Consider the following 21,285-nt stretch of genomic DNA (forward strand, 5'->3'; position numbering starts at 1 on the left):
GCACTGTGAAAAGGAAAAACTGAAATGAAACCACGAACGCCCCTGTCAGAGATTTCTGGTATTTTTCTGCCCTTAGGCCATCGTATTGTTCATGCACCAGACGATCCAATGAGCGTACCAGGCGCTAAAGTAACGCTGCCAGTAGGTGCCGTACACGATGGGTTCGACCTCGAGTTCGTCGCCGCAGCCCGAAAAAACTTTAGCAACACGCACATGCAGTTGGGTGGCGACCACGCGCTGTATTACACCACAAACATGACCGAATTCGTGCCGGCTGCCTTTACCTATTCCAAAGGTCCGGTCAGTGAACTAGCTCGTCGACCAAACCCATCGCTGGGGGACTTAACCTACATGCTGGGTGACGGCAGTGAAAGTGCAACCTTGGATGACCACATCGCGGATTTTGACACGAGGCTTCAAGGCGTGATGATCCTGCACAAAGGCGAGGTCGTCTACGAAGCCTTTCCGGGCATGCATCCTGAACAGATGCACATCTGGGCTTCAGTCGCTAAGTCGGCCGTGGGCACTCTGCTTACGATGCTAGAGCTTGAAGGCAAGGTCGACACATCCAAGCCAGTTACTGATTTTGCGGCTATGCTAAAAGGGTCCGAGTGGGACAAGGTCGCGCTCATCGATGCGATGAACATGGCGTCAGGTCTCGATATCTCCGAGGATGCCAAGGCCACGATGGACCCCCATTCTGTGTTTCAACGGATGCTGGCGGCTGATTTTGGGATCCCGAATGCGGATGGGGTAAAGGAAGATGAATATGAGGTGCTGCGCGACGTAGCCCCCATAGCAGGCGAGTCGCCGGGCAAAGTTGCGCGCTATAGCTCCGTTATCACCAAAGTATTGTGCGCAGCAGTGGAAAGCGTGACCGGACAAACCTACACCGCCTATCTTGGCGAGCGTATCTGGTCGAAAATCGGCGCGCGGTCGCCATTGGCGATCAATATTTCTCCTGCCGGTTTGGCCATTGGCTATGGTTTATTGAATTCCACGCTTGAAGACCTAGCGCGCTATGCGCTGATATTTACGCCAAGCTGGCGCAAGGTTTCGGCAGAGCCCGTAGTGTCGCCGGATGTGCTGCGCAAGATGCAGACCGCCAGCAGCAAAGAGGCCTACCTGGCGGGTGATTTTACCGACCATTCGTGGGTAAAGATGTGCTTTGGTAATGATATGCCAATCTTCAACTCGCACCAGTGGGATGCAGTGTGGGAAGACGGAGCGCTTTTCAAGCACGGTAACTTGTATCAGGGCATTTACACCGATCCGGCTCGCGATGTCGTGGGCGTGTTCTTCTCGACGTCGCCTGTCAATCTCGCGCCGGACCTCAACCCCGGCTATATGCGCGCAGCGGCAAAGCAGTTGGCAGGCGGTTGAATATCGATGGGCCGCTCGTATGCTTTCGCGCGGCCCACATCGCACTATTCTAGGACCGGAGATAGAGGCTCGTGGAACAAAGCGACTGTGTTAGTCTGAATCATACATGCTTTACGGTCACCGATATTGGAAAGACTATTCAGTTTTTCGAGGAATGTCTCGGTTACCAAGTAGAGCTCCGGCAGCAGGTGCCGGGGGTGATCGGACGCCTTATCGGTGTGGCAGATGCGACGGCAGAGCAGGCTTTTCTGACCGGTAACGGAAGTCGTATCGAGTTGCTTTGTTACCAGTCGCCGCCCAATCGCACGGTCATTTCCTCAACGCCAGTAGATACGGGGTCCGTCCACATCGGAGTTTACGTTGATGATGCCAAGGCTGCGGTTGCCAAAGCCACCGGGCACGGCTTTGCGCTTCTGGGTGACTTCATTGAGGTGGACAGCGATCATTTTTCCAGCCCGGTTAATGCCGTTGCTTGGGTCCGTAACTCAGACGGCATCACAGTCGAATTCCTGGAGATGGAATAGTAGGCCAAGCGTGCAACACGATTTCTTTGACCAGCGTATGAGAGGGAAAACGAGTGACTAACAAAACACCAGACCCGGCGAAACCCGACGCACAAATCAGGGAATACTTGGTCGATCTAATGCAGCTCCTTCTATCGTGGAGTTGGGAAGGGGTCGTAGGCCATGAGGAAGTCGTAGAAAAGGCTGCGGCCTCTTTTGGTGTAAAGGATGTCACGGTCGTCTATGGTGCAGAGTCTGCAATATTGGAGTACAAAGGTCAGACGGTTCTCGTGAAGGTAGATATGCCTGGGTTCCCGGCGCTCACGAACACTCAAAAACTAAAGAACCACCTCGCAGATGTCTTTGAAGGCAAGCTGACTCCGGAAGAAGCCTGCAAAAATCTTTCTGATCTGAAGTCGAGTAAACCTCCTTATTCGCCATTGCTCGTTTGGCTTGGCGTCGTCTCGGTGTCGGCGGCTTTTGCTGTTGAAGTCGTCGGTACGTGGGAAGGTATCTTTTTCGGTATTTTGACGGGCATGGCAACTGGTGCTGTGTTTTTGGCCGTGGACAAGAACCCGGCTTTGGCGAGGCTTGGTCCCTTAATTGCAGCATTTGCGAGTGGCCTGATTGCTATGGTCGGTTGGCAAACGGGTTATGCCTTAGCTGCACCGGGACTTTTGCTGATCGCATCCACTTTTGTCTTCATCCCAGGAGACTCCATCAGTATGCAGGCTTACGAGCTGGCGCAGGGTAGGTGGTCGCCTGCGGTAGATCGATTTTTCTACAGTGTCTTCATACTGGTGCTGTTGGCTTCTGGTGCATACTTCGCTGCGGTTGTTACTTCGACACCGGTCTCAGCTCTTCTCCCTGTTGCGCCTGACGGCGAGGAGTTTCCGTGGTGGGCCATCTATTTCGCTCGAATTCCATTCCTTCTTGGTATCATGTGGGCGTTTCAGATGGACAAAGACCATTTCCTGACTGCACTGGGCGTCTTGCTGCTCTCCACGGCAACAGCGCAGGCCGTAGCGATAGGCACAAATGGTATCTTTGGGACGTTGGTTTCAGCAGCAGTGTGTATGTACGTAAGCTTGTGGATTTCACAAAAACCACGCGCTGTTCCGACGTTTGTGCTGATGGTGCCGGTCGTTTTTGCGTTGTCGCCGGGATCTCACGGTGTTCGTGAAATCGAAACGTGGATTTCTCATGGTGAGATGACAGGTATTGCAGACCTCATGCCGCTGTTTGGTAATCTCCTCGCGATTGGCCTAGGGATGCTGATTGGACGAATGATCTCCGGGAAGCATTGGATCAGGGGGTTTGAGGAAAAAATGAGCGCATGATCAACCTTCCAGCAAGCCAAGAACACGAGCTACGCGTCACCCGAAAGCAAGAAGATTTTTGCGCGAAGTGTGCTGCAAAAAGATGTTCTTTTGGCACGTCAGTGCTGAGTGTTCTTGGTTTACGCCGCTGGACAAAGGTCATCGCCGCATTTCTTTGCTGGATATTTATCGGTCAGCAAGTGATTGCGCAGGCAATTACGGAAGATATTGAGCCATTCGAAAGCCTGCCGCCAGTTTTGACGCATTCGCCACGAGACACGTTGCAGTCATTGGAAAATTTGCGCGATGCACTCATTGGTATCTACTTGGAATACCAGGTTGGGAAATCAGCTCAACAATGGGAGCAACTGGTTCTAATCGGTGATGCGCTCATTTCACTTCTTGATCTAACGGAAGAAAACGTTGCGGAGAGACGTGATGCGAGCATTAGAACTGCCCTGGCTCTCATCGACATCATTGGTGAAGTTGGAACGGAAGAAGCGGAAGCTCTACCCGACGATGAGACGGTGTACTTGGAGGATCGAACTACTTTTTTGGTGCCCAATACCCCACTAATAATCCAAAGGGTCAACGCGGGAAACCGGGAGGGTGAGTTTCTTTTCTCGGCGAGTTCGTCGCAAATCGCTCCACGCTACTTGCGTGAAATTGCAATGCAGTCACCGCATCGCATCGGCGAGTTATGGAGCACTCGTTTTCTTCAACTGAGTGGACCGTTTATCCCTTTGTTTGTCGAAAACGCCCTTCCCCCCGCCTCCCGTAAAATCTTTTGGGGAACTCCAATTTGGAAGATTTGTTTCACTGTCTTCTTCTTAATTGTCTCTCTGGCACTTCTTTACGGGCTTAGTTTTCTGCTTAACCGTCGCGTTGCTTCGGGACAAATGCCAGAGTCGACAAGGAAGTTCGTTTTTGCCAGCGCAGGGCTTTTGATCTTACTCGCGCTCAACAATTTCTTTAACAACCAACTCTTTTTGACAGGTTCTTTGGCTCTAACGGAGACGTTCTTTGCAACAATCGCGATCTATGCAGCTGCGGCTGTAACCTTCTGGCGATTTATGTCGCTCTTAAGCGACAGGGTAGCCGAGAAAAAAACGTCCATTGTGCGTCAGTATGATGAAAGTATGATGCGTTTGCTCAACCATATTATCGCTCTTGTTGGAGCCACATGGATTCTCGCCTACGGTGCGCAAACCCTAGGATTCCCGCTCTTAAGCATTATAGCAGGACTTGGCGTTGGCGGTCTTGCAGTCGCGCTCGCGATCCGCCCGACCCTTGAGAACCTGATCAGCGGCTTTGTGATCTATATGGAAAAGGCTGTGAAGGTTGGTGATTATTGTTCGTTCCTCGACAAGGAAGGAACAATTGAAAGCATTGGAGTACGATCAACCCATGTTCGTGGATTGGACCGAACCACGATAGCCATTCCGAATTCAAAGTTTGTGAATATGGAGCTCGTCAACTGGGCCCGTTGTGATGAAATGATGATCCGGACAACGCTTGGCTTGCGACTTGAAACGGATACTGACCAGTTGAGGTATGTTCTCGCCGAAACTCGTTCAATGATGTACGCACACCCACGTATCACTTCAGATACAGCGCGGGTGAGGTTTATAGGGTATGGAGACTCATCTCTGAATATTGAAATCCGTGTTTACGCTCAAACCCGCGAGTGGAACGCTTTTTATGCTATTCAGGAAGATGTCTTGTTCAGAATGAAGGAAATTGTCGAAGCTTCGGGTACTGGCTTCGCGTTTCCCAGCCAAACGGTTTACATGTCTCAGGACGGAGGGCTTGATGCTGCAAAGTCAAAGCATGCCGTCGAACAGGTTGAACAGTGGCGCCGCCGGCGTGAACTTCCATTCCCGGATTTTGCAACTGCCGAACGCGACAGGCTTGAGGGCACGTTACGTTATCCCCCAAGAGGATCTCCGGAATTTGATGGCCCGGACGATGAGAAAAGCAGTGTTGAGGAACCGTTGTCGGTTGAGGAGCCTGAGGCTGAAGAAACAAGCAAGAGCGAGGAAAGTACACCGAACGATGAAGAAAACAGCCCGCTCCGTCAATCTCGAGAAGACAAACCCTCATGAACGAAAGCCGTGGAAAGTCCCACCTTCAAACCCCCACTTGGTTTTAGGAACTTGGCCGCAAACAACCGGAAACTAGAAAGATACGACCAAGTATGCTTTGTTGCAGTCTGCGGTACGGAAACACGTTTCGATATCAATATGGAAGCAACGCCAGGTTGCAAACCAATTGAACCTTAAAACAATCGGCTCAGGGGATTGATGTTATGAACGATGAAGTGGAATCTCGCGCTACCAGTTCTTTGATCGCCTCGCTCGTAACCGTCGGTGGAATGGTGTCACTGATATTCGCATCAGTTTTGCTGTTCGGTGAAAAAGCCGAAGATGGTCCATTACAGATTGCCATGACGCTTGGTCTCACACTTGCACTTGTGATCGCCATCACGACTGGCAATTCCGCCGAAGACCTCGCGGCGGTCATGTCCGATAGTATCAATTCAGCTCTGGGAACAATTTTTGTGCTGATTGCGGTGGGTGCTCTAATTGGAGCACTTTTTATGTCTGGGACGATTGCTTCAGTGATTTATTTCGGAGCTCAATACGGTTCGCCGCGCTTTCTGTACATAATCGTCTTTGTGGTCGCATCTGGTCTTTCGTATGCAATTGGAAGTTCATTCACCACGATAGCCGCTGTGGGTTTGCCGTTTGTAGCTCTCGCACCAGCTATGCATGTTTCTCCACTGGTCACAGCAGCCGCTGCCGTTTGTGGAGCGTTTACGGGGGACAGCCTAGGTCGAATTTCGGATACCTTCATTCTCACGGCATCGGTGGTGGGTGCCGAAGCTAAGGACCACGCACGCGCGCTACGTACTGTCCTTGCGCCTGGCTGGATTGCTAGCGCAGTGCTTTTCCTTTTTCTTGGTTGGCGACACGGTATGTCTGACAACTATGACAGTGCTCAAATACTCCAGGCTATTGAAGAGCATTTTACCGTGTCTTTCATCTCATTCTTGCCACTCATCTTGGTTCTCGTGCTGTCGGCGCGGACGACCGCGTTCTTGTCGCTAATGGCAGGAGCAATAACTGCGGCAGTACTCGCTGCATTTACACAGCAGGATCTGATTGACGCGTTAATGATCGACGAGGGCCTTGGAACGTTAGGAGGCTGGGGTAAGCTTTCACTTGAAGTATTGGGCAACGGTTTTTCACTAAACAGCGGGAGTGAAACACTCGACTCCACATTCGTAGGCGGTGGCGTTGTGTCCATGTTGCCGACTATTTGGTTGATACTCGTTGCGGCTGCATTTGGAGCGCTGGTCGAGTTTTCCGGGATGCTTAGGCGCTTGCTTGCTCCGCTGCTGGCATGGGCCACTGGAGGCGCACGTCTGATTGTCGCTACAGCAGTAACTGGAATTGGCTTGAACGCGGCTACGGCAGATCCTTACATGTCGATAATACTAAATTCAGCGACCTATCGAGAACGCTATATAAAGGCTCGTCTGGAACCATATGTCGCCTCAGCAGCAATAGCGGGATCAGGGTCCATTTTTTCACCATTGATTCCGTGGAACGTTCATGGCGCCTTTGTGGCGGGCACAATGGGCATAGGCGTTCTTTCGATAGCGCCTTACGCCGTCCTGCTCTGGATCACACCCGTCGTTTTGATTGGTATTGGAATTACAAAGTTCAAGCGGGATGAAATCCCAGATTCCGTGACCGCGGAAGAGTCCTATGGTGCCGAACCCAGCGAACTACCGCAGCGGCGAACCTCAACTTAGAGGGCCGAAAATTTTCCGTCTTGGGGTCGCTTTCTGGAACGCGTTGAAACTTTGGCGACTATGCGGCTAACTGCATGATTAAAAAACTTTTCATACAAATGCATATGTGAGATGCCAATGAAAAATGGACTTATGCTATCTGAGAAGGGCAGGGCGGTATCAGTCAAAGCTCTCTCAAGCCAATAAATGATTGGAGCTAAAAACAAAAAACCCGCCGGGTGTGACGGGGTGCCGGCCAGTGGCGAAATTGTGCATCGGTTCAAACCATCGAAAGAGCCAGCATCGCTGCCCGGCGGCGCAGTCTTACAAATGACGCACTAAAAACGGAGTCCTGCGTCTGCCCTCAGGCGCAGGGAAAAGCCAAGAAGCAAAAGCGATTTTGTTGCTATTGTTGTGCGACGGTGTGCAGACTGTCGAACATGAGTGTATGCATGTCAGTCGCTTCGTAACCTTTTTCTGTTAGGAAGCCGAGGGCGTCCACATTTTGCTTGTCACGAATGGGGCTTGCGACCCATTGCTCGTAGGCGGCTTTATCCGTCCAGTTGCACATAACGCAAAGCTGCCCATCGCCTTCATGCGACACCATCAACTCGCCGTGGCGAAATCCTGGAATGGCATCGGCGCATTCCTCGATAATGTTGCGGTGAATGAATGCTTCTGCGGTTTGCTTTGCCTTCTCCGCAGGCACTTTTATCATGAGAAGTGTCCAAAACGACATTTTAGAATTCTTGTTTCCATAATCACGAGGGATAAGCCCGAAGTGGCTCCTAAGAATTTGTGTCCAGTCTCATACACGATGCTGACACGGATCCTCCCACTCACGTAACTCAAAATGCTTATTTTTCGTTTTAGGCGAGGATTGCGGTTGTGTGCATTGTCCGACTCTCCACAATTTACTTTGATTGCCCGATCCCGAGCATTAACCTTGTTATGGAGATATTTTAGGAGTTTGGGATGACCAAGGAAAAAGTCACGGTTTTCATCGCTAAGAAATTTCGCACGATGGACCCGGGCCGACCTGAGGCTGATGCCGTCGCGGTTTTGAACGGCCGTATCCTTTCGCTCGGAACGATAGATCAGATGCAGCCTTGGCTGTCGCGCTACGACGTGACGGTCGATGAAACTCTGAAAGACAAAATCGTCTTGCCAGGCTTGATCGAGCCGCATTCGCATTGCTGGATGTCCGCAGGCTTCATGGCGGTCGACTACATCGGGCCGCTGCCTTGGCCGGGACGCGAGGGCATGAACCCTGCGCATCCGCACTTTGACGATGTGATCGAATATCTTGGCGAACTCCACGAGACGAAAAAGGAAGGTGAACCCATCATCGCATGGGGCTTTGACCCTGCGAACCAAGGCGGGTCGATTGATCGTGACACGCTCGACAAGATCACGGCCACGCGGCCCATTTACATTTTGGGTTTTGCACCGCATTTCGCCTATCTGAACTCAGCTGCCATCGAAATGGCCAACGTGGCGGATGGTGCAAACCCGACCCACATTTTGCAGTATCCGGACGGGCGCTTGAACGGCGTTTTCACGGAGGTGGAAGGTGTTTCGATTGGCATCGCCCCGATCATGCCAATTATCGCCCAATTGGGTGGCGTGGACGGCTTGAAGTTTTTTGGTCAAATTGCTCTAAAGGCAGGCATTACGACAGTCGCCGACCTTATGTTCGGCGTGATGAACATTGACGCCGAACTGAATGACCACGAAACTGCAACAGAAGACCCGAACCTGCCTATCCGGTTCTGTCTGAAACCGCATGCCATGTCCTTTGTGGGGGCGCATGGGGACAAGGCATCCGACGTTGTTTGGGAGCTCGCCAAGCACGAAAAGGACAACCTGTTTATTGGCGGTGTTAAATTCCTGAGCGACGGGTCGTTCCCACTCATGGGAGCGCTGTTGAACTTTCCCGGCTACCTGGACGGTGGAAATGGTTTCCCGGGCGACGCCACTTATGAAGGCATGGTGCCGTTTTGGAAAGGTGGCCACCAGATCCACTGCCATGCCAATGGCGATCAGGCGGTAGACTTTACTTTGGACTTACTTGCTCGATTACAGGCAGAACATCCTCGGTTCGATCATCGGTTTACCATCGAGCACTATGCCATGAGCAACCCGATGCAGGCGCGCCGCCTTAAGGCCCTAGGCGCTAACGCCAGTGTGAACAATTACTTCTCGCATTTCCGCGCTCTCCTGCATTCTGAAAATGCCTATGGCCCAGACCGCGCGCAGACCGAAGCCCGCCTTGGAAGTTTGGAAAAAGAGGGCGTGATTTTTGCGCTGCACTCCGATTACCCGCAGGTCGTCGTGCCAATGCATCCTTTGACTGCCGTGTATGCAGCCGTCACTCGTCTGGCCGAAGACGAAAAGACAGTCGTCGCACCTGGCGAGCGGATCAGTGTGGAGCGGGCATTGCGCGCTGTTACTATTGATGCCGCCTACATTCTCAATCTCGAAAACGAAATTGGAAGCCTTGAAGTTGGCAAGTTCGCGGATTTTTGCGTCTTGGAGGAAGACCCGATGGAAGTCGAACCAGAGAAAATCAAAGACATTGGTATTTGGGGCACAGTCTTGGGTGGACGCGTTATTGAGGCGCCGAATGACTGAGCGCCCGCATGCTCAAAACACCGCGTCGCGGCATGATCAATTCATGCGAGCGCTTGACCAGAGGCAAACAATTGCTGGCTTGATCTTTGCCGCCATGTCGATGCCTCGCGAATTGGCGGCCCCTGCAAGGTCGCTGCCTTTAACAATCATCGGAGGATTTCTCGGCGCGGGGAAAACCACTCTACTCAATCGGTTACTGGCGGACCCGCAAGGCCGCAAAATCGTTGTTTTGGTGAACGACTTCGGCAAGATCAACATCGATGCGGAACTTATTGCCGAACAAACCGACGACACGATTACTTTGACCAACGGGTGCGCCTGTTGTGCTGTTGCGAGTGACCTGTCCAAATCACTCGTCGACATTGCCCAGCGTAGAGATCGCCCAGATGCCATCGTTCTGGAATGTAGCGGCATTTCCGAACCCGGCTCGATTGCTCAGATCGCGCTTGCAAATGAAGCGATCCGGCTTGACGGTATCATCACAGTTGTCGACGCGGAAACACTTGAAGCACGTGCGAGCGACCCTGCGACACGCGAATTATTCAACGCCCAACTCGTGTCAGCGGACATGATTTTGCTGAGCAAACTTGATTTGCTTTCCGATGAAAGCCGCGCTCGAGCAAAGTCGCGCGTCGGGGCTCTGTATGCGGATACGCCAATACTTGAGGCTATTGAAGGCCGGATACCGACAGATGTGGCGCTTGGCATTGACACAAAACAAGACGTCTCCGATTATGAATCCCCTGTGCCCGAAGCCGAACACGGTTTTGAAACCATCAGTGTGGAAACCAACGACGCGCTCGACGAAAAAGCTTTGCAGCAGTTCTTCTCTGATCTGCCTGATACGATACTCAGGGCAAAGGGATTTGTTTTCATTGCCCAAAAGCCGGATCAGCGTTTGATCTTCCAAAGAGTCGGTTCCAGATGGAGCATGCGAGAGGGCGACTGTTGGACAGAGACAGGTCCACACACGCGTCTGGTCTTTATAGGGCCGAAAGGACAAGTCTATGGCGACGCACTGCGCGGGGGTGTTCTTTCTTGCAAGGCGCAAAAAACAAGATAAGCGCTTCTACAAATGTCACTGTGCCCTTAATTCCCGGACAGTGTGTCCTGTGGATAAGTCGTGTGGGGATGATTTTGTCTAATTTAGTAGAGAACCCGACCAATCGATGACCGCTCTCAGCCCTGTACGTCGTCAGGGTTTTCCGGAGAATTTAGGCCGTTTTGTAACGGAGGCTCTGGTTCGGTTTCTGTTTGAGTTTAGGCAGCAGCGGCTTGGTGCTGCAACCTGCGTTTTCGGATTGTCTGCTTCTTGATCTCCTCTCTCCTCTTTAGGTTCTTCGCGCTGCGGCCGTGATAGACATCGGCGGGGGTTAGGTTGTCCCGGCTCTCGTGGTAGCGATGGTTGTTGTAGTGATCGACGAACGCCCCGATCTGGCGTTCCAGTCAAATCTAGTCAGCAACGAGTACCTAACTAAGTGGCATCAAGTGCTGTCGGTCATTTTTGATCCCAGAACGTCCAATCTTGTAAGGCATTGTGATGATTTGTTTTTTGTAGGCGCTGCGTATGTGTATGTGGCCACATTTCGAAAGTTCCATCCGAAAAATACTTGTTCTGTAATCCCAAGTGATGAAGCAAGTCTTTCGAAGCGAGAACCTGACCTGATGAAAATATTTTTAATAATTTACAAAGGTTTAGGTGCTCGAAGCTCCCTCTGGAACGAAATGGTTGGCATATAAATGAAACCACTTTGATCCATAGGCCACGTGCCCGACTTCTTCGGCGTAAATCACCTCGAGTGCGGCGATGGCGTTCTCAGCCTTCGCCTTGCGGAAGATGTCAATCATTCCGGGGGTTACATCCAGCCCGCGGGCTTCCAGCACCATCGGAACCACAGCCAGCCGTCCCATCAAATCCTCGGCCGTATCTTTGGCCGCGCGCCACATTCCCGAATGGGCGGGCAGGGCACCGTAATAGCTGCCCATCTGCTCAAGGCAGTCGCAAACCATCTCGAAATGACGTGACTCTTCTTCTGCGCATTTCACCCAGTCGTCGTAGAAACCGATTGGCATCGGCACATGTCCGAACCGGGCGATGATGTTCCAGTGCAGATCAACGGCGTTCAGTTCGATATGAGCCACGGCGTGCAGCAGGGCAATCCGCCCGGCCTCGGTTCCTGGTCGGCGTTTTGGAACATCGCGGGGCGACAGCAATTCAGGCTTTTCTGGCCGCGACGGGTAAAGCGGTGGGGTCGCTGTCCCAATCTCAATCTCAGGTGCATCACCCTTGCGCGACGCGAACCATTCAGCGGCATAGCGTTTGGAAAGGGCGGTTTTTGCGCGCCCTTCTGCAGTGGTCAGGACTTCGGTCGCCATCTGGGTCAGTGTTTTCGACACCGGGTTTCTCCGCTTCTGCGTTTGCGAGGGTCTTAGACTGGATGGCGGTTGCAGAAAAGAGGGTCAGAGCGCGCGAGCAGCCTCAAGTACCTCATCCACGTGACCGGGAACTTTGACCTTGCGCCAGACGCGGGCGATCTTGCCGTCGGCGTCGATCAGAAAGGTCGAGCGTTCGATCCCCATCGATTTGCGCCCGTACATGTTCTTTTCCACCCAGACGCCAAAGTCCTCGCAAACGGTTGACCCCTCGTCAGACAGTAGCGGGGTGGTCAGGTTGTGCTTGGCTACAAACTTGTCGTGCTTGGCAATGGTGTCCCGCGAAATGCCGAAAACTTGAGCGCCCGCCTCGGCAAAGGCTTGAAGTTGTTCCGAGAAACCGATGGATTCCTTGGTGCAGCCCGGCGTATCATCGCGGGGATAGAAGAAAAGAACGACGGCACCGCCGCGCAGGTCTGACAACGTGACCTCGCCACCGCCGTCGCGGGGCAACGTGAAATCAGGGGCGGTGTCTGTAACGTCGGGCATTGGAAACTCCGTTAAAGGTTTTTAAGTGCTGCCCGTCATCATAGGGCGGCGCGAGCGGGTTGAAAGGCGTGGATAGAAAATTGGTGCAGCACGAAGACAAAAGTGCAGACCATCCGGGCAAACCCCGGCGCGGTCGGTCGCGTCGTCGTACTGCCCTTCGCTGGACGATGTGGTTCGCTCTTTCGCTTGCTGCGATGGCTTTTGCAGGGTGGTTCTTTCTGATTGGTCAGCAACTGCACGCCCCGAACTGGATGCGGGTTCAGGCTGAAAAGCGGCTTGATCAAACGCTGGGCGGGCTGAAAATCCGCTTCGGGGATGCCACCTTTTTTGTAAATGAGCAGTGGCGCCCCCGGCTTCGCCTGACGGATGTGACCATTAGCGATGCCGCCGGACAGCAGATCGCTCAAGTGTCGGACTTGCGCACACGCCTGTCGATGCGGGGGCTTTTGCGGGGGCAAATCCGGCCAAGGCGCATAGTCTTGCAAGATGCCCAGATCGCCCTGACGCGCGGCGAAGATGGCGCGCTATCGCTGACGGTCGGCACCGGCAGCTCGCCTGTACAGCAGGCACCCACACTGGCTGAACTGATCGAAGAATCCGACGATGTATTTCTTTCTCCGATCCTGTCGGGCCTTAGATCGGTTGAGTTGCAGAACCTGACGTTGGACTATCAGGATTTGCGCCTGGGCCGTGCCTGGGTGTTCGACGGAGGGCATATTTCGATTGCGCGCAGCGGGGACGAAATGCGCCTTGCCACCGGGTTTTCGGTTTTGACCGGCCGGGATTATGCCAGCTCGATCGAGGCCAATTATTCCAGCGTTTTGGGCACGCCCGAGGCAAGTTTCGGCATTTCCATCACCGATCTGCCCGCCGAGGATATCGCAGGACAAAGCCTTGCGCTGGCGTGGTTGCAAGAGCTTGACGCGCCGATTTCCGGCGCCCTTCGCGGCAGCGTCGACGATCAGGCCGCATTGGGCCCCCTGTTCGCGACACTGAATATTGCCGCAGGTGTCATCCAGCCGACGCCCGAGACACAACCCATTCGATTTGACTCTGCGCGGACCTATTTCACCTATGATCCCGCTGCTCAGGTGCTGGATTTCAACGAAGTCTCGATCGTTTCCGATCTGGGGGCGGTTCAGGCCAGCGGCTCGGCTTATCTGCAGGGGATTGACGACGGGACATTGGAAAGCCTGACGGCGCAACTGGATCTGAACAAAATTGATATCTATCCCGGTGGTCTTTTCCCCGAGTCACTTGAATCCGCACGGGCAAATCTTGATTTCCAACTGAAGCTGGCACCGTTCGAGGTGCGATTGGGGCAACTGACGCTGGTCGACGCAGACCACACTTTGCGTGCTTCGGGTAATTTGATCGGCCGCCCGGATGGATGGGTGGCGGCGCTGGATGCGCATCTGGATACAATGACTGCCGACCGGTTGCTGAATTACTGGCCTGAAATTCTGGCCCCGAAACCACGGCTCTGGGTGTCTGAAAACCTGTATGATGGCCAATTTAGGAACGTCGAGTTTGCATTGCGACTGCAACCGGGGCGCAAGCCGGACATTTACTTGGGGCTTGGGTTCGAAAACGCCAAAATCCGCTACGCCAAGACCTTACCCCCCATTCAGGACGCGCAGGGTCGGGTCAGCTTGCTTGACGATCGGTTTACCGCATCTGCCGAAAGCGGGGTGGTGATCGCCGATGCTGGCGGGGCGGTCGATGCTTCGGGCACGTCGTTCATCATTCCCGATACAACAATCAAGGGTCCGTCACCGGCCATTGCCCGGATAAAAGCGCGGGGTTCAGCGACTGCGGCGCTGTCGCTGCTTGATCGTAAGCCTCTAAAGTTGTTGACGAAAGCCGGGCTGCCTGTGGATCTGGCTCAGGGTGAGGTCAACCTGTCGGGTACTTTGGCGTTGCCTATGAAGAAAGGTTTGAAATTCGAAGAAACAGAGTTCCACTTCACCGGCGAAATCGACAACGTTGCAAGCGACCGGTTGGTGCCGGGATTCTCGGTCAGTTCAGACCGCCTGAATGTACAGGGCGATCAGAATTCGGTCGAGATTGGCGGGTATGGTCTGTTTGGTGATGTTCCGGTTGACGTGACATGGCGCCAACCCATCGGTGGTTCAGGCCCACAACGCAGCGAGGTTACCGGTGAAATCGAACTGTCGCCCCGTCTGATGACCGAGCTGAAAGCCGGATTACCGCAGGGTATGCTGACGGGGCAGGGAACCGCACAGGTCTCTATCGGCGTCGGAGCAGGCGATCCAATAAAGCTGGCAGCGACCTCTGATCTGGTTGGTGTTGCCTTGGCCATACCCGAACTTGGCTGGCGCAAAGGCAGACAGACCACCGGAACATTGAACGTCGACGCCACGCTGGGCGATCAGTTGCGTGTGGATGAGCTAAAGCTGGATGCGGCGGGTTTGCGTACCACGGCTTCGATCTCGTTTCGCGAAGGGGGGGATTTTAACAAGGTTCAGTTCAGCTCTTTCGATCTGGGCAACTGGCTGGCCGTCCCTGCCGAGCTGGTGAATCGTGGGTCTTCCTTGCCGGATATCCGCGTGCTGGGCGGTGTCATGAATTTGGGTGGTGCCACTTTCGGCGAAGGTAGCAGCGGTGGTGGAGGCGGCGGGCGCGGGCCTGCACTGGACGTCGTGCTGGACCGCTTGCAGGTCACAGAATCGGTCGCGCTGACGGGATTCAACGGATCATTCCAGACGTCGGGCGGCATCACTGGCGCATTCACCGCCGGCGTGAACGGAGGCGCGTCGGTTCGCGGGCAGGTCACCCCACGCGGTGGGCGCAGCGCCGTGGAATTAAAGTCGTCCGATGCCGGTGAGGTGCTGCGATCGGCAGGGGTCATCACTCAGGCACGTGGCGGCTCGCTCGATATGAGCCTCGAGCCCGTTGGCGCGCCCGGGAACTATGACGTTAACCTAAAGATCGTGAATACGCGGATCACGGATGCCCCTGCGATGGCCGCCTTGCTGAACGCGATCAGCCTTGTTGGTTTGTTGGATGAAATGGCGGGGCAGGGTATCTTTTTCTCGACCATTGAAAGCCGGATGCGCATTACGCCGACCGAGGTCAAAGTCCTCAGCGGAAGCGCGGTTGGCCCGTCCATGGGGCTGTCTTTTGATGGGACGATAGATACGGTCGCGGGAATGCTGAATCTGCGGGGTGCGATTTCGCCGATTTATCTGGTCAACGCGATCGGCAGCGTTTTCACCAAAAAGGGTGAGGGCGTTATTGGCTTCAATTATAATCTAACGGGCCCACTGACTTCGCCCAAAGTGTCTGTGAACCCCTTGTCGGGCCTTGCGCCGTTGTTCTTGCGCAACCTCTTGCGCGCCCCGGCTCCCACTGTGACCGACGGCCCGAATTCCCTGCCTGTAAAGCCTGATGAGCCGAAAAAGACCTTTGGCTCCCCTCCGAAGGATCATTGATCTGGGCTGTTGCTGAATCCGGTCTGGCCTTGTATGGCGCGCGCATGAAACTCAGCGATTTCGATTTCCACCTGCCCGAAGATCTGATTGCCACACGCCCGGCAACGCCGCGTTCGTCGGCGCGATTGCTTGTGGTCGATGGCGACGCAATCTCGGACGCGCATGTGTTTGATCTACCCGATTGGTTGCAGCCCGGGGATCGCCTTGTCCTTAACGATACGCGTGTGATCCCGGCGCGCCTGAACGGACGGCGGCACCGTGACAGCGCACAGGGCCCCGTTTCAGCGGCGATCGAAGCAACCCTGCTAGACCCGCAAGCCGATGGAACGTGGGCCGCGCTGATCAAACCGCTGAAGAAGGTGAAGCTGCACGAAGAGATCAGGTTCTCGGACCAACTCAGCGCCACTTTGGAGCGGGTAGATGACGGGCAGGCGTTTCTGCGGTTCAACCTGACCGGAGAGGACTTTGATGCCGCGCTGGAACATGCCGGTGCGATGCCCTTGCCGCCCTATATTGCGGCCAAGCGTCCGGCGGACGATCAAGACAAGACAGATTACCAGACAATCTGGGCCCGAAATTCGGGTGCGGTGGCTGCACCGACCGCGTCGCTGCATTTCGACGACGCGCTTATGCGCGCGTTGGACGAGCGCGGTGTGCAAATCACTCATGTCACACTGCATGTCGGTGCGGGGACCTTTCTGCCGGTGAAAGTCGAAGACGTGACTACGCATAAAATGCACGCTGAATGGGGCAGGGTCAGCGCGCAGGCTGCCCACGAAATCCAAAAGACCAAGGCCGCTGGCGGACGGGTTATACCAGTTGGAACCACTGCGCTGCGCCTGATCGAAAGCGCCGCGCGCTCTGGCCGGATCGAACCGTGGGAAGGCGAGACAGACATATTCATCTATCCCGGCTTCCAATTTCACGTCACCGACGCGCTGATGACCAACTTTCACTTGCCGAAATCCACGCTTCTTATGCTGGTGTCGGCCTTGATGGGGCAGACTCGCATGAGCGATGTCTACGCCCACGCAATCGACCAGAAATATCGGTTCTTTTCCTACGGAGATGCGTCGCTTTTGATACCGTGACCGCCGCGTTGTCGGGATCGCATTACGGTTATGTCGTAGACAAGCATGCCCAGAGCCGTTTTTCATATCAAAATGAATCCGTAATTCAGACCGATTTTTCGCGGAGGTCCTAATGATCCAGGTCCTGTCCAGCGCATGGGCGCTTCTTCTTGGCGTGGGCCTGCTTATGGTCGGCAACGGTTTGCAAGGCACGATCCTTGGTGTTCGCGGCGAGATTGAGGGGTTCTCGACTCTCGAGATGTCCTTTGTGATGTCGGCGTATTTCGTGGGTTTCCTCGGCGGATCGCGCTTGGCGCCTGAGATGATCCGGCGCGTGGGGCACGTCCGTGTCTTTGCAGCGCTGGCTTCGTTCATTTCGGCCGTGATGATCATGTATCCGATGCTGACCGAGCCTGTGGCTTGGATCCTGGGCCGTGTCGTTATCGGGTTTTGCTTTTCCGGCGTGTACGTTACGGCCGAAAGTTGGCTGAACAATGCCGCCAGCAACGAAAACAGGGGGCAGGCGCTTTCGCTGTATATGATCGTCCAGATGACCGGGATCATTACGGCGCAAGGCTTGATGCTGGTCGGAGACCCCGCGGGCTATGAGACTTTCGTGATCGCGTCGATTCTGGTTTCGATTTCCTTCGGGCCGATCCTGTTGTCAATTTCACCTACACCAGCCTTTGACACGACCAAGCCGATGACCCTGCGCGAATTGATGGGTAAGTCACCGCTCGGCTGTGTCGGCATGTTCCTGTTGGGCGGCGTGTTCTCGGCTCAGTTCGGTATGGCGTCGGTGTATGGTGCACGGGCTGGGCTGACGTTGGTCGAAATCTCGACCTTTATCGCCGCGTTCTACGTCGGGGCCGTCGTCTTGCAATATCCGCTTGGCTGGTTTTCCGACCGCATGGATCGCCGGTTTCTTATCATGCTGGTCGCCATCGCCGGGGCCGGAGGGTCGATTGCCGGCATGTTGTTCGGAACGACATTTCCGATCCTGCTGATTGCCGCTTTCGTGATCGGTGGGATGTCGAATCCGCTCTATTCCCTGTTGATTGCGCATGCCAATGACTTCCTCGAGCATGAGGATATGGCGGCCGCTTCTGGCGGTCTGGTTTTTATCAACGGGTTGGGTGCGATTGCTGGGCCGCTGATCACCGGTTGGTTAATGGGCGACGCCGTGTTTGGCCCTCAGGGGTTTTTCCTGTTCATTGCGATGTTGCTGGTCATAACCGCAGGGTACGCAATGTATCGCATGACTCAACGCGCCGCGATCCCGGTCGACGAAACGGGTACGATGTCTCCGCTTTACCCCACAGCCTCACCCGTTGCGTTTGAAGTAGCGCAGGAAGTGGCCATCGAGGCGGCGGAAGCCGAGCAGGACACGCAAGATATTGCCTAAGACACAGATTTATGTCGCAAGTGTTGCAATATGTTACTGTAACAAACCTGTAAAACGTCCTTAAATGACGTTACGTCCCTGGGGGAGGCGAACAGACGGAGTTTAGGGCAATGGCAGGGCCTGAAGACGTACTGAGTTTTTGGTTGGATGAAGTCGGTCCCAAGGGTTGGTATTTGCAGGACGATGCGCTTGACGCTGAAATCCGCGAAAAATTCCAAACCATGTGGGAGGCAGCAAATGAGGGCAAGTTTTCCCTTTGGCTGACCTATCCCAGTGGTGCGTTGGCCTACATCATCCTGATGGATCAATTTCCACGCAACATGTTCCGAGGCAGCGCCAAGGCGTTTGCATCTGACCGTGCGGCCTTGTCAGCGGCCAAATGCGCTGTGGACAAGGGGTGGGATCTGAAGATCGACGAGCCCGCAAGGCAGTTCTTTTATCTTCCCCTGATGCATTCGGAAAATCTGTGTGATCAGGAACGCTGTGTGCGGTTGATGTGTCAAAATGTCAGCAAGGATTCGAGTAATCTTTTGCATGCGCGTGCACACCGTGAGGTAATCCGGCAATTTGGGCGGTTCCCATACCGCAACGAAGCGCTGTCGCGGCCAATGACCGAGCCTGAAGCGGCGTATGTGGACATGGGCGGCTATGGCGCGACGGTCCGAGAGTTGCAGGCCGCCGGTTAAGACGCAGGCACGCATCCACGTATTTCAATGATCCGGTCGGCGATTGCGTCGGCCGAGGCCTCAATGGCCGTATTGATCAATTCGTCCGGTGATTCAGTCAGTTCCGAAATCCGGGCCTGCTTTGCCTGTAGCTCTTTTTCCAAATCGTCGAGCTTGGCTAAAGCGGTCGAGATTTTCTGTGCCGCTGCGCTATTCGCAAGGCTTTCGCCAATTTGAATCGAGGACAAGTCGCTGCGCAAAGCCGCCAACTCACCTCGAACCCCCTGGAGTTCCTGTTTGAGGGGAGCAACAATCTGGATATTCTCAGCGAAGGCTGTCGTGATGCCTTCGACCGTTGAGGCCAATTTCCACCCCAGAAACAGACACAGCGCTACCAGGATGAGTGTGGCGTTCAGCAATGCAAGTAACAGATCTTTAAGCGTTCTGGCCATGATAAGCCTCTTGAATTTCTTGGGTTAAACAATTGCCATCGACGACTGGCCCCTAACTTCTAGCCATAGAAGGCCGCTGGGTATAGGCTCAAATCAGTGCATTTGGCGCCACTTGACCCTGCGTCGCTTTTGTCGCGGGGGCAATGTATTGATGCGTTAAAGCAATTAGTTTAATGGTAAACTAATTTCTAAATCGACCTGCGCCGAGAGGGAAACATGGCTGCACAATCTTTTGATCTGATCGTAATTGGCGCCGGTCCCGGCGGGTATGTCGCAGCTATTCGCGCGGCCCAGCTAGGCCTGAAAACCGCTGTAGTAGAACGTGAACATCTTGGCGGCATCTGCCTGAACTGGGGATGTATCCCGACCAAGGCGCTGCTGCGGTCGTCAGAGGTATTTCACCTGATGGAACGGGCCAAGGATTTCGGACTGAAGGCGGACAAGATCGGCTATGATCTGGACGCTGTTGTCAAACGCTCACGCGGGGTTGCCGCGCAGTTGTCCGGCGGCATTGGTCATCTGCTGAAGAAGAACAAGGTCACCGTGGTGATGGGCGAGGCGACAATCCCTGCCAAAGGCAAGGTTTCGGTTAAAACCGACAAGGGAACCGAAGAGCTGACGGCCAAGAACATTGTTCTGGCCACAGGCGCCCGCGCTCGTGAATTGCCGGGCCTTGAGGCGGACGGCGATCTGGTCTGGACCTACAAGCACGCATTGCAGCCGCCGCGCATGCCCAAGAAACTGCTTGTCATCGGATCCGGTGCGATCGGTATCGAATTCGCCAGCTTCTACAACACGTTGGGGGCAGATACGACAGTGGTCGAGGTGATGGATCGCGTGTTGCCCGTCGAAGATGCAGAAATAAGCGCCTTCGCCAAAAAAGCGTTTACCAAACAGGGCATGACCATCATGGAACAGGCGATGGTCAAACAGTTGGACCGTGCCAAGGGCAAGGTGACCGCACATATTGAGGTCAAGGGAAAAGTGGAAAAGCACGACTTTGACGCTGTAATCTCAGCGGTCGGAATCGTTGGCAATGTCGAGGGGTTGGGCCTCGAAGAATTGGGCGTCAAGATTGACCGGACACATGTGGTGACGGACGAATACTGCCGGACCGGGGTCGATGGCCTATACGCCATTGGTGATATCGCAGGCGCTCCGTGGCTGGCGCACAAGGCCAGCCACGAAGGGGTCATGGTTGCCGACCTGATCGCGGGCAAGCACGCGCACCCGGTCAAGCCAGAAAGCATCGCGGGCTGTACCTATTGCCAGCCGCAGGTCGCGTCAGTGGGGTATTCCGAGGCGAAAGCCAAAGAGCTAGGCTATGATATCAAAGTTGGCCGCTTCCCTTTCATCGGCAATGGCAAGGCGATCGCGTTGGGCGAACCTGAAGGGATGATCAAGACTATTTTCGACGCCAAGACCGGAGAGCTCTTGGGTGCACATATGATCGGCGCCGAAGTCACGGAGTTGATTCAGGGGTATGTTGTCGGGCGTCAGTTGGAGACAACCGAAGAAGACCTGATGAATACGGTCTTCCCGCATCCGACACTGTCGGAAATGATGCATGAAAGCGTACTGGACGCCTATGACCGGGTAATCCATATGTGATGGGCCGAGCATGGGGGCTCTGCCCCCGCCGCCCGTACCGGGCGACTCCCCCGGGATATTTTTAGCC

16 protein-coding genes and 1 pseudogene are annotated in these 21,285 nt (G+C 54.4%); 12 read left to right on the forward strand and 5 right to left on the reverse strand.

Annotation, left to right across the window (positions count from 1 at the left end):
• Positions 1-24: 24 nt before the first annotated feature.
• From ACT2B1_RS08340 to ACT2B1_RS08360, 5 genes are all read left to right on the forward strand, one after another.
• Positions 25-1,383, forward strand: a complete 1,359-nt coding sequence (locus tag ACT2B1_RS08340; RefSeq protein WP_170724469.1) for a serine hydrolase domain-containing protein — start codon at positions 25-27, stop codon at positions 1,381-1,383.
• A gap of 71 nt (positions 1,384-1,454) precedes the next feature.
• Positions 1,455-1,907 (forward strand): VOC family protein, encoded by a 453-nt coding sequence (locus ACT2B1_RS08345; protein ID WP_171127162.1) that lies wholly within the window; start codon positions 1,455-1,457, stop codon positions 1,905-1,907.
• Between the two features lie 53 nt (positions 1,908-1,960).
• On the forward strand, positions 1,961-3,226 hold the full coding sequence (locus tag ACT2B1_RS08350) for a threonine/serine exporter family protein (RefSeq protein ID WP_170724471.1): 1,266 nt from the start codon (positions 1,961-1,963) through the stop codon (positions 3,224-3,226).
• Complete coding sequence (locus ACT2B1_RS08355) at positions 3,223-5,310, forward strand: mechanosensitive ion channel family protein (protein ID WP_353392271.1); 2,088 nt, start codon at positions 3,223-3,225, stop codon at positions 5,308-5,310. Before ACT2B1_RS08350 ends, ACT2B1_RS08355 begins: the two co-directional genes overlap by 4 nt.
• A 203-nt stretch (positions 5,311-5,513) precedes the next feature.
• Positions 5,514-7,025, forward strand: coding sequence for a Na+/H+ antiporter NhaC family protein (locus ACT2B1_RS08360; RefSeq protein ID WP_481668932.1), 1,512 nt, complete (start codon positions 5,514-5,516; stop codon positions 7,023-7,025).
• 385 nt (positions 7,026-7,410) lie between these two features.
• Here ACT2B1_RS08360 and ACT2B1_RS08365 read toward each other — a convergent pair whose 3' ends face one another.
• Positions 7,411-7,743, reverse strand: coding sequence for an antibiotic biosynthesis monooxygenase family protein (locus ACT2B1_RS08365; RefSeq protein ID WP_481668933.1), 333 nt, complete (start codon positions 7,741-7,743; stop codon positions 7,411-7,413).
• Positions 7,744-7,979: 236 nt separating this feature from the next.
• Here ACT2B1_RS08365 and ACT2B1_RS08370 point away from each other — a divergent pair, with 236 nt between their 5' ends.
• Both ACT2B1_RS08370 and ACT2B1_RS08375 read left to right on the forward strand, forming a co-directional pair.
• Complete coding sequence (locus ACT2B1_RS08370) at positions 7,980-9,638, forward strand: amidohydrolase (RefSeq protein ID WP_481668934.1); 1,659 nt, start codon at positions 7,980-7,982, stop codon at positions 9,636-9,638.
• Between the two features lie 43 nt (positions 9,639-9,681).
• Positions 9,682-10,701, forward strand: coding sequence for a CobW family GTP-binding protein (locus ACT2B1_RS08375; RefSeq protein ID WP_481668935.1), 1,020 nt, complete (start codon positions 9,682-9,684; stop codon positions 10,699-10,701).
• 197 nt (positions 10,702-10,898) lie between these two features.
• Here ACT2B1_RS08375 and ACT2B1_RS08380 read toward each other — a convergent pair.
• From ACT2B1_RS08380 to ACT2B1_RS08390, 3 genes and pseudogenes are all read right to left on the reverse strand, one after another.
• Positions 10,899-11,084, reverse strand: a pseudogene (locus ACT2B1_RS08380) (IS3 family transposase); the annotation flags it as partial.
• Between the two features lie 249 nt (positions 11,085-11,333).
• Complete coding sequence (locus tag ACT2B1_RS08385; protein WP_481669013.1) at positions 11,334-12,014, reverse strand: ferritin-like domain-containing protein; 681 nt, start codon at positions 12,012-12,014, stop codon at positions 11,334-11,336.
• Positions 12,015-12,098: 84 nt separating this feature from the next.
• Entirely contained in the window at positions 12,099-12,560 is a 462-nt protein-coding gene (locus ACT2B1_RS08390) for a peroxiredoxin (protein ID WP_171122195.1), read from the reverse strand.
• A 68-nt stretch (positions 12,561-12,628) separates the two neighbouring features.
• Here ACT2B1_RS08390 and ACT2B1_RS08395 point away from each other — a divergent pair, with 68 nt between their 5' ends.
• The 4 genes from ACT2B1_RS08395 (at position 12,629) to ACT2B1_RS08410 (ending at position 19,176) form a co-directional block, all read left to right on the forward strand.
• The gene (locus tag ACT2B1_RS08395) at positions 12,629-16,015 is read left to right on the forward strand and encodes a YhdP family protein (protein WP_481668936.1); all 3,387 of its coding nucleotides are present in this window, start codon (positions 12,629-12,631) and stop codon (positions 16,013-16,015) included.
• Positions 16,016-16,059: 44 nt separating this feature from the next.
• Entirely contained in the window at positions 16,060-17,106 is a 1,047-nt protein-coding gene (gene queA, locus ACT2B1_RS08400) for a tRNA preQ1(34) S-adenosylmethionine ribosyltransferase-isomerase QueA (protein ID WP_171240652.1), read from the forward strand.
• 112 nt (positions 17,107-17,218) lie between these two features.
• Positions 17,219-18,490 carry an MFS transporter gene (locus ACT2B1_RS08405; protein WP_171122197.1) on the forward strand — a complete coding sequence of 424 codons (1,272 nt, stop codon included), beginning with the start codon at positions 17,219-17,221 and terminating at the stop codon, positions 18,488-18,490.
• 110 nt (positions 18,491-18,600) lie between these two features.
• The gene (locus tag ACT2B1_RS08410) at positions 18,601-19,176 is read left to right on the forward strand and encodes a DUF924 family protein (RefSeq protein ID WP_171212686.1); all 576 of its coding nucleotides are present in this window, start codon (positions 18,601-18,603) and stop codon (positions 19,174-19,176) included.
• Here ACT2B1_RS08410 and ACT2B1_RS08415 read toward each other — a convergent pair.
• Positions 19,173-19,607 carry a hypothetical protein gene (locus ACT2B1_RS08415; protein WP_171126552.1) on the reverse strand — a complete coding sequence of 145 codons (435 nt, stop codon included), beginning with the start codon at positions 19,605-19,607 and terminating at the stop codon, positions 19,173-19,175. The genes ACT2B1_RS08410 and ACT2B1_RS08415 overlap by 4 nt on opposite strands.
• A 216-nt stretch (positions 19,608-19,823) precedes the next feature.
• On the opposite strand from ACT2B1_RS08415, the gene lpdA reads away from it, so the two are divergent.
• Positions 19,824-21,218: a dihydrolipoyl dehydrogenase gene (lpdA, locus tag ACT2B1_RS08420; protein WP_171240596.1), complete on the forward strand. Its 1,395-nt coding sequence runs from the start codon at positions 19,824-19,826 to the stop codon at positions 21,216-21,218.
• The last annotated feature ends 67 nt before the right edge of the window (positions 21,219-21,285 follow it).

Source organism: Ruegeria sp. S263 (genome assembly GCF_056780525.1).